At 42.2% G+C, this 13,726-nt stretch carries 5 protein-coding genes and 2 pseudogenes; 3 read left to right on the top strand and 4 right to left on the bottom strand.

Translation table 11 applies throughout. The features are described 5' to 3' along the window. Positions 1-12: 12 nt before the first annotated feature. Entirely contained in the window at positions 13-2,439 is a 2,427-nt protein-coding gene (gene pbpC, locus ACKTT2_RS38440) for a penicillin-binding protein 1C (protein ID WP_407896514.1), read from the bottom strand. Positions 2,440-2,539: 100 nt separating this feature from the next. On the opposite strand from pbpC, the gene ACKTT2_RS38435 reads away from it, so the two are divergent. After that, positions 2,540-3,043 (top strand): tetratricopeptide repeat protein, encoded by a 504-nt coding sequence (locus ACKTT2_RS38435; protein ID WP_407896357.1) that lies wholly within the window; start codon positions 2,540-2,542, stop codon positions 3,041-3,043. 72 nt (positions 3,044-3,115) lie between these two features. Then, positions 3,116-3,193: pseudogene (locus tag ACKTT2_RS38430) on the top strand (Uma2 family endonuclease); the annotation flags it as partial. Here the strand turns inward: ACKTT2_RS38430 and ACKTT2_RS38425 are convergent. The 3 genes and pseudogenes from ACKTT2_RS38425 to ACKTT2_RS38415 form a co-directional block, all read right to left on the bottom strand. Beyond that, positions 3,183-4,805, bottom strand: a pseudogene (locus tag ACKTT2_RS38425) (efflux RND transporter permease subunit); the annotation flags it as partial. The pseudogenes ACKTT2_RS38430 and ACKTT2_RS38425 sit on opposite strands and share 11 nt — an antisense overlap. Positions 4,806-4,829: 24 nt before the next feature. After that, positions 4,830-6,509 carry an efflux RND transporter periplasmic adaptor subunit gene (locus ACKTT2_RS38420; RefSeq protein ID WP_407896355.1) on the bottom strand — a complete coding sequence of 560 codons (1,680 nt, stop codon included), beginning with the start codon at positions 6,507-6,509 and terminating at the stop codon, positions 4,830-4,832. A gap of 136 nt (positions 6,510-6,645) precedes the next feature. Continuing rightward, on the bottom strand, positions 6,646-7,365 hold the full coding sequence (locus ACKTT2_RS38415) for a DUF305 domain-containing protein (RefSeq protein ID WP_407896512.1): 720 nt from the start codon (positions 7,363-7,365) through the stop codon (positions 6,646-6,648). A 618-nt stretch (positions 7,366-7,983) separates the two neighbouring features. Here ACKTT2_RS38415 and ACKTT2_RS38410 point away from each other — a divergent pair. Then, entirely contained in the window at positions 7,984-13,719 is a 5,736-nt protein-coding gene (locus ACKTT2_RS38410) for an alpha-2-macroglobulin family protein (protein ID WP_407896353.1), read from the top strand. Positions 13,720-13,726: the final 7 nt, after the last annotated feature.

Here is a 13,726-nt window from a genome sequence, read left to right as displayed (position 1 = left end):
CATGCATTGGTATTATTTTACTGAAAATCCCCGATGTGTAGGCTTAAGATTGGCAAACTCCACTTGAAAATTTATGCGATCGCTCATTCCACCACTTCTTGCTTCTAACACCCATTGACCAGGACGTAAATTCCAAAAGACCGAACCAGAAGAATCCGTCGTTAGTTTTTCACCATTTAACCACCATTCTACAGGTACTTTTGGTGTCCCTGCTAATTTGAACTCTAGTTTTTGTTTTGCTTCATCACCTCGACTGAGCAAAAACAAATCGCCTTGATGGGGAGATACTATCTCGATCTGGCTTGAAGTCAATCCAGATTGCTCTTGCTTTGCCAACCAATCGTCATATTCATGAGATAATTGAAATTGATTTTGGTGTTGGTAATCTTGGATGTTTTCTGGATAAAAATATTCCTGTACTATCGAAGAACAATCTGGTGTTGGTTTTAGCCCAGAGACAGTACAAATAGGGAGTTGTATCATACCTTCTGGAGGAGTAAAACTAACAGGTTCGTGCTTCTCGTGTAAGTGCAACATAATTCGATTCCACAAAGGTGCTGCACCAGTCACACCAGACACTTGACGCATTGGATCGCCATCAAAATTGCCTACCCAAGTCGCCACAGTGTAGTCAGCCGTAAATCCAACCGTCCAAGTATCGCGAAAATTAGAGGAAGTCCCAGTTTTAACAGCAGTCGGAAACGGTAAATTCAGGACTGAATCTACACCAAATGCAATTGCGCGTGCATGGCGATCTCTTAACATATCCGTTATGAGTTGCCATGTTGTGGGATTGGGGATTGGTGATTGGGGAACTCGGGGTCCCCTCTGGGGATAAGGGGTAATGGCGATTGGGGAACTCGGGGTCCCCTCTGGGGATAAGGGGTAATGGCGATTGGGGATTGGGGGTTGGCGATTGGGGATTGAGGAATGAGAAACTGTAGTGAGTAGCTGCACGGCTTCCCCTTGTCGTGCCATAGTCAGGTAAGCACGGGCTAATTCCCACAAACTGACTTCGCCACTACCCAGAGTTAACCCTAGCCCATAGTATTCTGGTGACTGGGTGAGATGTTCAAAACCTAGTTGGTGAAGACGATCGAGAAAAGTAGGCACACCCACCTTTTCCAACACCCGTATCGCTGGAATATTCAAAGAATTTGCTAAAGCGACTCGCACCCGCACTGGTCCTAAAAAACTTTTGTTATAATCAGTGGGACTGTAAAGCTTTGCTCCAGGAATTGCGTAGTGAGTGGGTACATCTGCCAAGATAGTATTGGGACGGATGACACCTTTCTCCAAAGCCAACTCATACAAAAATGGTTTGAGGGTAGAACCTGGTTGACGGAGTGCTTGTACTCCATCATTGCGTCCTAGCTGAGCTTCATTAAAGTAGTCAGGCGAACCGACATAAGCTAAAACTTCTCCGGTATGGTTATCAATGACCAAAGCTGCTGCATGATGAACATTGTTTTTAGCAAGAGTCGAAATAAGCTGCTGTACCTGTGCTTCTACAAACTGCTGTAAAGGTAGGTCTATAGTTGTTAGGATTGGATTAGATTTCCACTCTGGCTTGTTCGAGTGCGAAGGGCGGAACTGAGCAGACAACCAAAACAGAAAGTGCGGTGCAGCAATAATTTCCCGTTGACGAGATTGAAACACAATTTCTTCAGAATCTGCAAGTTTTGCTCGAGCCGGAGTAATATGTTTGTCCTGTTCCAGACGCTCGAGGACATATTTTTGGCGCTGCTTCAAACGTGGATAGTGCTGAAGTGGATCGAAGTACGTGGGATTATTGGGAATAGCAGCTAGGAGGCTAGCTTGAGCAAGATTGATATCACTCGCTGGTATGGAAAAATAGGTACGAGCAGCTGCTTCCACACCATAGATGTTCCCTCCCATTGGGAGACGATTGATATATGCAGCAAGAATTTCGTCTTTACTCATTCCTGCTGCTAACCGCCAGGAAAGCCAAATTTCTTGAACTTTGCCTGATAAAGTGCGAGGAACAGGATGTAACATCCTTGCCAATTGCATGGTAATTGTGGAAGCACCTGAAACAATCTTTCTTGTGTATATTGCATCTTTAATTGCGCGGGCTGCGGCTTTTAAATCTAATGCTCCGTGATGATAAAAGTCTCCATCTTCTGCAGCTAAAATAGCTTGGATAAAAAGTGAAGAAACTTGATTCAATGGTACTACAGATGTGTGCTCTTGGTCGCGGGTTAGCAATGTTCCCAATGGTAGCCCATTCCGGTCTGTAAATTCCAGTGCCAGCTGTTGTTGAGCAATATCAACGGCGCGAATGGGTATCAAATATGGCAGTAGGCGCACTGTCATACATATCAGCAGCAACGCTAGGATAACTTTGCAAGTTCTGCGATTCCACTGATGCCACAGTTTCTTTTTAAAATAGATAAGCGATCGCGAAGCCAGTTTCATGACCAAGGAGAATCCTGACGAGTTAACTTTAATTGTGCCAACATACTCAGTACTGGTTGTGTTAACGTCGTGAATATTGGGCAACACAAGAGGAAATGCAGTGGGTTACTACGACTTTCACAAAAATTGTTGCATTGCGATGGCGATCGCAGGTCTGTCTGTACTCAGCAGTGGACTAACTCCACCTGTTTACGCACAACCGACTCGTACTTCTACTATACAAAGTAATCCTAAAAGCTCAGTTGACTTTCTCAATCGAGGGCGCGATCGATTTCAACGTAGAGACTATAAGGGGGCGATAGAGGACTTCGATCGGGCAATAATTCTCAATCCTAACGATGCCAACACCTATTATCATCGGGGTCTTCTTCTACACGAGCTAGGAGACAATTTGAACGCGGTGTTGAGCTTCGATCGCGCATTGCAACTTAATCCTCGCTATGCAGACGCTTACTTTCGCAGGGCGGGTGCTCGTTATAATATTGGAGATCGACCCGGAACAATTCAAGACTTACAACTAGCAGCTAAGTTCTTTCAATCACAAGGAAACACAAAGGGTTATCAGCAAGCACAGAATCTAATTAAGCGACTAAGCACCTGGTAGAATGCCTGAATGGTAGCCATGTTATGCTGAGAAATATTATAGAGCATTTTTTGCGATCGCGAAGGATACCTCATGGCTGTTGTCACCCCAAAACGGTTTACAATCGACGAATATCATCGATTAATCGAACTCGGTTTTTTGACGCAAGGCTAGCAGTCGCTACAACTAAAATAATCGCAGAACGACGCATTGAAAAAGTTAGCAGAGGACGATACAGCCCCTTAAAAAACCTTGCCACCCAAGGTTCGGTTTCAGGCAACCGACCATAAGGCAAAAGAATTGCACATAAAGCTGGAGTCACAGTTAATGCTGTGATGCTAGAAGCAATAACTGCAGCCATGTAGCCCAATCCCATTGGGATGAAAATGCTACCTTCAACCCCAGTCAAAGCAAAAACTGGAGAGAAAACGACTATTGTAATGATGGTGGCTCCAAAAACCGAATCGCGTACCTCCTGACAGCCGTCGAATACTACATCTAAAACTGGACGCGGGTTGGGGGAGTACTTATTTTCTCGCAGATTGCGGAAGACATTTTCGGCATCGACAATGGCATCATCAACAGCTGAACCAATGGCGACTGCCAATCCTCCCAAAGTCATTGTATTTAAACCTAGTCCCAACCAATTAAGTAGTAGCACTCCTACGAGTAAAGATAGGGGAAGAGCAGTTAAACAAATAGCCAAGTTGCGCCAATTCATCAAAAACGGAATCAGAATAAGCGCAACGATCGCACTACCTTCAACTAAAGCTTCTCTAACATTTTCAATAGAAGAATCAATATAATCTTCTTGACGAAACGTTACATGTACCTTAATATCTTTAGGTAAGCCCGCTTGGATCTCTCGCATTGCTGCCTCAACAGCGCGAGTGACAGTGGGAGTGTCAGCTTGTGGTTGCTTATTAACTGTGACAATAATGGCTTTTTTACTGTTGACACTACCATCGCCTCGTTTAATAGCTGCACCGATTTGAACATCAGCAACATCTTCTATCTTCACAGGTGTTCCATTACGTGCGGTGATGACTGATTGCTTCAAGTCTTCAATAGACTCAATCCGTCCAATGCCCCGAATTAACTTTTCTCGATCTGGGGTTATAAAATAACCACCAGGCGCATTGACATTTGCGCCAGATGCTGTTTCACTAACGTTTTGTAACTCAACGTTAAAGGCTTTCAGCTTTTGTGGGTCAACCAACACCTGGTATTGGCGTATATCTCCGCCAAATACCACCACTTGAGAGACACCCGGTACAGCCAAAATTCGATTTGTTATTTGCCAATCCACAATTCGCCGCACTTCCATTAAAGGGGTCGTTTCGGAAGTAAGGGCGTATTTGATCGCAGTGCCAACAGGGGAACTCGTAGGAGAAATCTGTGGTGTTTCTACCCCTTCAGGAAGCTTACTTTGTGCTTGTTGCAAGCGCTCTGTGACCAATTGCCTTGCTTGATAGATATCAGTTCCCCAGTTAAAAATGATTCTAACGACAGAAATACTCGCCGCACTTGATGACCGTACTGCTTGCACCCCAGGAGTTCCATTAATCGCACTTTCAATTGGTAAAGTTACCAGAGATTCGACTTCTTCAGGGGCGAGTCCTGGTGCTTCTGTTTGAATTTCGACCTGGGGAGGTGCAAAGCTGGGGAAAACATCCAAGGGCATCTGGATAATCGTGCGAAATATCCAAAACGTAAGGATAATTGTACCAAGAATGACGAGCCAACGACGAGCGAGCGCCCATTTAATGATGGCACTTAGCATTTTTATTATTTTTATTAACTGTCTTTATTTTTGATGAATCACTTTTGATTCCTGATGAGTAACGTGGTGGTTATCCTCCCAAGATGATGAGTCCGAGGATGTTGCAGAATCATTGAGAGATTCTTCTGGCAAAAAGGCAAATTCTACTGATGGTTGAGATTTTGTGCGACGACTAGACCAGAAAGCACCAGCCATGAAAGCAGCAGTAGCCAGCGCAGTTCCTCCTCCTGCTGCGATCGGCCATAGGGGTACTACCAAGTTAGACGTTTTAGCTTTAGTTGGTTGTGAGGGAGGTTGGGTGTGTTCGTCTTCTTTTGACTGGCTACCCCCCCGTAAAGACTGAGCATAAAGTTGAGGAGCACGCTGAGTGACGATCGTATCCCCCTCGAATAAACCAGTCTTGACCTCAACCAAATCTCCTGAAGTTTGACCTAAAGTGACTTCAACAGGCTGATAGGCATTCCCATTTTGTATGTAAACCTGTTTCTTGCCATTCGCCTCAACTATAGCCGAACTAGGAATAGCCAAGGTAGCGGTCGATGTTTGGTCTGTCAAAACTTCGAGTTCTGCAAACATCCCTGGCTTGAGAACCCCACCAGGGTTATCTATTGCGGCTTTCACAGGAACAACCCGCGTTTCATCTTCCACAACTGACCCAACTACGGTAATTCGTCCAGACAATGTGCGATTAGGCACAGAAGCCACCTTCAAGCTGACTCGTTGACCCGTCCTTACCTTTCCCAAATCTTTTTCATATATATTTGCAGTGGCATACACCCGACTGTCATTGACAATCGTCATCAGTTCGCCACCTGTATCTTCAAAGGATTGACCGAGAGTTGCTTCTCTGTCAGCAACCCGACCAGAAATCGGAGCACTCACAGTCACTAGTCCCTTGGTATTACCACTGTTTCCCAGTTGTTGTAAGCGAGTTTGATAAGTAGCATTACTAAGTTGAATACGTTTTTTTGCTACCTCAACAGAGGCTTGAGCGCGTTTGAGTTTATTTTCAGCATCAATCACGTCCCGACGGCTTGCAGTTTTGGTAAGTTCAGCTTTGGCTTCTGCTAGTTTGGTTTCGGATTCTAAAGCATCACGTCGCCGTAAAGCACCAGCATCAGCTAACTGCTTGTCTTTATCGTACTTCTCTTGAGCAAATGCCACTTGACTCCTTGCAGAAGCTATTTCCGCAACGGCTATTTGCTGATATTTTTCGTAGTTTTGTTGAGCCAGCCGTAAATCAGCTTCCGCTTGCTGCAAATCAGCCTGACCTTCAGCAAGTTTTTCTTGGGAGTTCACCCGCAGTTCTACTAAATCAGGACTGGTTACAACAGCAACTGGTTGGCCTTTTTTCACGACGGCACCAGGTTCTACCAACAACTCAACCACTTTCGCCTTAGAAATTGGGGTATTGACTTCCACTTTTTGGCTAGGCAGCGTTTCAATCTGCCCAGTGGTTTTAACACCAACAGCTAGTTGCTGACGTTTCACTGGCTCAATTTTAATTCCTAAACGTTTTGCAGTTTGGGCATCAACTTGAATAGAGCCAGTATTTTGAGAGGTTTCACTTGCTCCTTGAAATTCATTTCCGTGTCCGCCGTGAGCTAAAACATTTGAAGAATTAGCTAATAACAGCAGGCTTACAAGTGTACTAGAAACACAACGAATTGCTGTGAGTTGTTGAGAACGCAGAAGGTTTAGCATCGCGCTGAAAAAGTCCTTGAGTACTGGGGGCAGGGATCTGTAATCGCGTATTTGTGTTAGCGGGCGCTCTTAATGCACACACTTTTTAGTCTTACAGAAAGAAATGAAATTAGGATGAAATCGCGCTTGCTCTTGCTTACTGGTTGTACCAAGCTTGTCGCCATTGCTTCATCTGGTCAATCTCTTTCTGTTGAGAGGTGACAATATCTTTCGCGATGTTCTTGATTTCAGGGCGCTTGGACTTACTTAATGCATCTTGCGCCATTGTTATTGCCCCTTCATGGTGCGGAATCATTGCATTAATGAAACGCAGGTCGAACTCGGCATTAGCTGCTCCTAAGTCCATGTCCATTCGCATCGCTTTAGACTGCTCAGGAGACATTTCCATCATGTGATTCATCTGGGTATTCCAAGCCATTGCCGTGCTGGGTGCTTTGGGATACCATGCTGTGCGCCACTGTTTCAATTCAGCAATTTCTTTGTTTTGAGCTTTGATGATTGCGCCAGCCAGTTTTTTGATTTCGGGACGTTTTGATTTCTGTTGGGCTTCTTTTGCCATCTGGGTAGCACCTTGATGGTGTGGGATCATCGCATCAATAAACCGCAAATCGTAGTTAGCATCCGCTGGACCTAAATCCATTGCCATGCTGTGGTTCATACCACTATCATGATGCATACCACTGCCGTGGTTCATCTGCTGCTTGTCACTAGTCTCAGTTGCGGTGGTACTTTGGGTTTGGTGGGTTTCGTTTTGGGAAGTCGTTGTGGAACAGGCTGTCAGCACAGTGCTTGTTAAAGAAGTGAGTGTTATGAAAGCAATCGTAAAAAAACCACTTTTCCAAGAAATACGTTCCATAGAATTGAAATTGCGATCGTTAGTTTCTTCTATTTTGAACTCTCCAGTTAGCTGGAGTGTCAACTACTATTTTCCAATGAGGGTAGAATAGCTAGTTTGTTATGGAAGCAATAAAACTGCATTAATTGTTTAAAGCAATTATGCATAGATAAATGAAATTAGGGTGAAATCAGCATTCGCCTTCTTAACGGTGTTTGGAACATAATTGCCTCCTAATCGTCATTAATCATGCGTCATTAGTCATTCGTTGTTGGTAAAGTTTTTAGATCGATTTTCATTTTATAATTATGATTCGGTTTATTTCCACCTAATTACTTAGATACGAAAACTTTCTACTATCTAAAAATTAATTAAGAATTGTATTAATTTTATGGAAACAACGGAGAAAATCAGTTATCTATAGGAATCCTATTTCATTTTTGAAATTTTTTAAATCTACCTAATGTACTGATTTTCATTATTGTTAATAAGTAACTATTCGATGACTACTCATACCATTTCCTAATCTGCTAAGGTACAAATTTATCTGCGTCCATCTGCGGTTAATTTCTTCTTATTGTACGGGCGCAATGCCTTGCGCCCCTACTAATAACTAACAACTAACTAACCACTCACTGTATGTTCCAAAGAATTTTGCTCTACTTTCTGCTTACTCTAACACTTATAGTAGGAATAGTAGGGTGTGGCTTAATCGACATCACCCCAAGAAAAGAGAAGCTTCCTGCAGTTTTCGCACTCAACCCACCACAGTTACCAGATTGGATAGAACAGATAAGCCCATTATCTGATAGCGAACCTCTTAACCAAATCCGCATCCGGTTTAAAGAGGCTTTAATTCCAATTGAGAGTCTTGACAGCCCAGAACAACAAGGTTTATTACAAAAGTTTGAAATCGTACCATCCATACCCGGTCATTTTCGATTTTTGACACCACGCATGGTGGGATTTCAACTTGAAGAAGCACTTCCAAAAGCAACACGATTTCAAGTGACACTCAAAGCAGGTTTGGTAGATTTAAAAAAACACTATCTCAGTAAAGATTTGTCTTGGACTTTCAATACCCAACTTATCAAACTCATCAGGTTACCTGGTAAAAATCCGATTGAAAAGGATGAAATCGAACCAATAGATGTACAACAGAAATTACAATTCACTTCTAATACGGAATTAAATTTAGCTTCTGTGCGAGACCATTTACAACTTCTTGTAGATGGCAAAAATAAGAATGTACGTTTTAAAGTAGAATTGGCGAAAGAAGAAAAACTCTCAGAACCTCAAGACCCCTTAGAAAAATTTGACCCTTCATCTCGTCAATGGATTTATAATTTTATTCCTCAAGAAAGTTTACAAAAAGCAACTAATTATCGTCTGGAATTTTCTCCAGGTTTACTTCCTGCTTATGGCAATTTACCAAGCGAACAAGCATTTGCAAGCAAGATATCAACTTATTCTCCCTTAGAATTTAAGGGAATTCAGTTTTACGGTCAACCAGATGCTGGCGGAACTTATGGTAGATTTGTTCGAGGTGCTCCCCAACTTGTATTTAATAATGGATTAGCAGCAAGTTCAGTTATTGAAAATATTAAAATTAATCCCGCACCAAAAGCTATTCCTCGACTCATCCAAGCTAACGACCAAGAAAAAGTTATTAATATCAATCCTTATGCTTTCACACCTTCAACAACTTATACCATAACTCTTGGTGAAAATATTAAAGATAAATTTGGGCAAACTCTAGGTAAGCCTGTTACAGTGAAGTATGAAACAGGAGATTTAGCAGGAGATTTATGGGTTCCTGACGGTTTAAATATTTTTCCTTCAGGTAAGAATTTACAACTAAATATTTCTACAATTAATCTGCCAGACTCTAATTATAAAGCAGCATATCGAGTTGTTCAACCAACCGATTTGGTTTATTTTAATTCGGCTTATCCTAAAGGTGAAGGTAACGATCTATTACCTAAACTCTCTGAATGGAAAAGCTTTAAGGTATCAAGTCAAAAAAATCAGTCCTTGGAAGTGAATATTCCTATACGAGAAAAACTGGGTACTGCTACGGGAATATTAGCTTATGGGGTACAAGCACGCACAAATACGTATAAGGAAAATGGCAAGGAACTTTGGCGAGAACCTACGACTTATGGTATGGTTCAAATGACTAATTTGGGTGTTTTTACACAGTGGTTTCCAGAGTCTGGTTTAATTCGCGTTCATCATCTTTCTGATGGCTCATCTGTAAAAGCATCTGATGTAGAAATTTATCAATCAAAGTTAGAAGCAAAATCTCGCCCTCAACCCGTACCTTGTGCGTCTAGAAAAACTGATGAAAATGGAACTTTGCGTCTTACCCGCGAGAATTTACGTGAATGTTTTGCCAATTCTCAGAGTTCTACTAAAGAACCTTTATTACTCGTTATTGCACGAGAAAATCGAGATTGGGCTTTTGCTCGTACTGAAGAATATAGCGGTGCGTATGGCTACGGAATTGATGCAAGTTGGGAGGATGGCAAAGTTTTATCTCGTGGCATTATCTTTTCCGATAGACAGTTATATCAACCTGGAGAAAAGGCTTGGTTGACTGGTTTTGCTAATTACGTACAAAATGGCGAAATCAAACAAGATAAAAATGCTGTTTACCAATTAACTCTTATAGACCCTGATGGAAAAAAGACAAATTTAGGAACCAAAACTACAAATGAGTTTGGTACATTTTCTCTAGAGTTAGCGATCGCAAAAACTCAACGCTTGGGCTACTATACAATCCAAGCCAAAGGAAAAAACGAACAAGAAATTTCTGGAGAGTTTCGCGTTGCCGAGTTCAATCCGCCTAATTTCAAAGTAGACCTGAATTTAGATAAAGAATTTGCTTTTCTTGATGATACAGTAGAAGCTCAATCTACAAGTCAATATTTATTCGGTTCTCCTGTAGAAGGAGGACAAGCAAAATATTTTGTCACTCGTCAGCAAACAAATTTTGTGCCTAAAGGTTGGGAAGAATTTACTTTTGGCAGACAGTGGTTTTGGCCAGAGGAACCTCCTTCTTTATCTAGCGATGTTTTGCAAACAAATACAACACTCGATCCTAACGGAAAAAGCAGTCAAACGGTGACAGCAAAAGATTTGCCTTATCCAACGATCTACCGGGTGGATGTACAAGTGTCAGATGTTTCCAATCTATCAGTGGCAAATTCCAAAACATTTACAGCATTACCAAGCCGTCAACTCATCGGGTTAAAAAGCAATTTTGTTGGTGAAGCTGGTAAGGATTTTCCTTTTGAAGTTATTGTGACTGACTATACTGGAAAACCACGAGAAGGTCAACGTGTAGTTTTGGAACTTCAACAAATGAAGTATAGCAGCGTGACTCAATTAGTAGAAGGAAGTGCGACAGGGAAAAATCAAGTTGAATATAAGACAGTAGAAAAAGCAGAAATTACATCAACAAACAAACCACTATCCGTAACGCTAAAACCGAATGAATCTGGTTCTTATCGCATTAGAGCAAATTTTAGCGATGCAAAAAATGATGTCAGCGCAACGGATATCCAAATTTGGGTGACAGGAGATAATCCAGTATTTTGGGGGAATAGAGAAAAAGATCTGCTGGAAATTAAACTGGATAAAACAACTTTTAAATTAGGTGAAATGGCGACTGCACTGATTCAGTCTCCTTATTCAGAAGGAGAATTGTATTTTGCTGTCATTAAAGATAAGCCTCTCTATCAGCAAATTACCAAAGTTAAAGGAGGCGCACCACAAATTCAATTTCAAGTCACGCCAGAAATGTTACCCAATGCAGCTATCGAAGCTATATTGGTACGACAGGGTAAGCCGCTTAACCAAGTAGAACCAGGAAGTCTCAATAATTTAGCTAGGATTGGTTTTGCTCCTTTTAAAGTTAACTTGGATGATAAGTATTTAAAAGTACAAGCAACTCCAGTACAGGCATCTCTCGAACCTGGTAGAGAACAAACAGTAAAACTGGAACTGAAAGATAATCGAGGAAATCCCATCAAAGGTCAGTTCACTGTTATGGTGGTGAATGAGGCAGTACTTCAGCTTTCTGGTTATCGTCCGCCGGATTTAGTGACTACAGTGTATGCCGAACAACCGATATCGACTCGCTTTAATGATAACCGCCAAAATGTGGTGGTCGCACAACAAACATTAACTGAACCTAAAGGCTGGGGTTATGGCGGTGGTTTATCAGCAAGTGCAGCAAATACGCGCATTCGTAAGGACTTTCAAGCTTTAGCTTACTATAATGGATCTGCGATCGCTGATTCCAACGGTCAAGCACAAGTCACCTTCAAAGTACCAGATAACTTGACGACATGGCGAGTCATGGTTGTGGCGACTGACGAAAATCTCCGTTTTGGTAATTCAGAAGCAACGTTTGTTACTACAAAGCCATTAGTCACTAATGCAATACTGCCACAGTTTGCTCGTCCTGGCGATCGCTTTCAAGCTGGTTTATCAGTGACTAACAATACTGGGATGAAAGGAACCTTAAATATTAATGGTGAAGTCGGCGGTACAGTTCGCTTTGCTGAAAATAACCCCACATCAACTGCTTTGCAAACCCAAAGTGATGCTACTACCCGTGCTTATCGCTTTCCCATGGTTGCAAGTGGAGTGGGAGAAGGTAAAGTTCGCTTTAACACTCAACTCAATGGGACATCAGCAGATGCTTTTGAAGTTCCTCTGGCGATTCAGCCGTTAGAAATGACGGAACAAGTGGTAGAAACGGGTGTAATTCCATCTCGGAAGAATGAGGTGAAGATTCCTCTTAATATTGAGAAAAAGACTTTTCCTGATGGAGGCGGTTTAGATATCGAGATAGCGAGTACTCTCATCCCAGAAATTAAAGCACCAACACAGCAAGTTTGGGAAAATGATGACTTTCCTTTTGCAGAACCAACCGCGAGTCAACTTTTAATTGCTGCTGGTTTACAAACTTTGTCTGAGAAATACAGTCAGACATTTGCTGAGTTTAATCCTAACAAACGAGCTTCCCAAGCGCTTGAGAGATTGCAAACACTCCAACTTGCAGATGGTGGCTTTGCTGCTTTCCCAGGAGAAAAAAAATCTGACCCTTGGGTTTCTTCCTATGCTGCTGAATCTCTTGCAAAAGCAGATAAAGCTTTCCCAAGTTTGGTAGATTCAAAAATGGTGTCTCGTCTCAAGAGTTATTTACAGAAAATTCTGGCAAACCCAGGACAGTATGATTTTTGCAAAAAACAACCGTGTAAAAGTCAGTTGCAACTCAATGCTTTGATGGCTTTGGCAGAATTAGGAGATAAGCGCAATACTTTCCTCGCTGATATTTATCGTCAGCACAACGCTTTTGATTTATCGACTCAAATGAAGCTGACAAGGTATTTATCTCAATTTCCAGAATGGCAGAAAGAATCCGAACAACTGTTGAGCAAGTTGCAACAGAATGTTTACTATACAAGTCGTGCAGCCGTTATCAGTTTACCTCGTTCCTGGGGATGGATGAATTCACCAACGGCTATACAAGCACAAGCTTTGCGGTTGTTTATTGCTCAGCAGTATAAACCAGATGCGATCGCTAAATTATTACAAAGTTTGTTGGCGTTACGTCGCAATGGGACATGGCAAACTCAGTATGACAATGCTCAAGCGCTGACAGCTTTGGTGGAGTACAGTCAACTGCAACCAACACCGCCCAATTTTGTTGCTACAGTGCAATTAGCAGGTAAGAAATTGGGACAACAAAAATTTGCAGGTTACCGCAATCCGAGTTTGGCTGTGAAAGTTCCAATGGCTGAGTTACCTCGCGGGCGTCACGATTTACAACTGAAAAAATCTGGACAAGGAACATTGCACTATTTGGTTGCTTATCGCTATCGCTTGCAAGGAAATCAAGCAGGAAGGTTTAATGGTTTGCGGGTGACTAGGGAAATTCGTCCCGTGAATCAAGATAAAGTCTTGCAAAAAGTAGGATTGTATGATAGGGATAAACCATTGACTGTCCCGACTGGTCAAGTCTTTGATATTGGGTTGGAGATCATTACAGATCGGGCTGTGAATCATTTGGCAATAACTGACCCCTTACCAGCAGGTTTTGAAGCAGTGGATGAGAGTTTTCAAACGGCTACATCTGCATTACAAGCCAAAGCTGATGATTGGCAACTTGGGTTCAAGACTATTCATCGCGATCGCGTGGTAGCATATGCAGATAGTTTGGAACCAGGTGTTTATCAGCTTCATTACTTAGTGCGTTCTGTGACACCTGGTACATTTCTCTATCCTGGGGCGCAGGTGTACCTCCAATATCAGCCAGAAGAGTTTGGACGGACCGCTGATTCTACATTAGTGCTTCAGTAATTCTTGG

The organism is Scytonema hankhaensis NUACC26 (assembly GCF_045865695.1).
Taxonomy (GTDB): Bacteria; Cyanobacteriota; Cyanobacteriia; order Cyanobacteriales; family Nostocaceae; genus Scytonema.
This window is presented reverse-complemented; position numbering and strand designations above follow the sequence as displayed.

Coding starts and splice junctions, on each gene's coding strand:
- ACKTT2_RS38415 (WP_407896512.1), bottom strand. CDS start 7,365: ATGGAACGTATTTCTTGGAAAAGTGGTTTTTTTACGATTGCTTTCATA.
- pbpC (WP_407896514.1), bottom strand. CDS start 2,439: ATGAAACTGGCTTCGCGATCGCTTATCTATTTTAAAAAGAAACTGTGG.
- ACKTT2_RS38420 (WP_407896355.1), bottom strand. CDS start 6,509: ATGCTAAACCTTCTGCGTTCTCAACAACTCACAGCAATTCGTTGTGTT.
- ACKTT2_RS38410 (WP_407896353.1), top strand. CDS start 7,984: ATGTTCCAAAGAATTTTGCTCTACTTTCTGCTTACTCTAACACTTATA.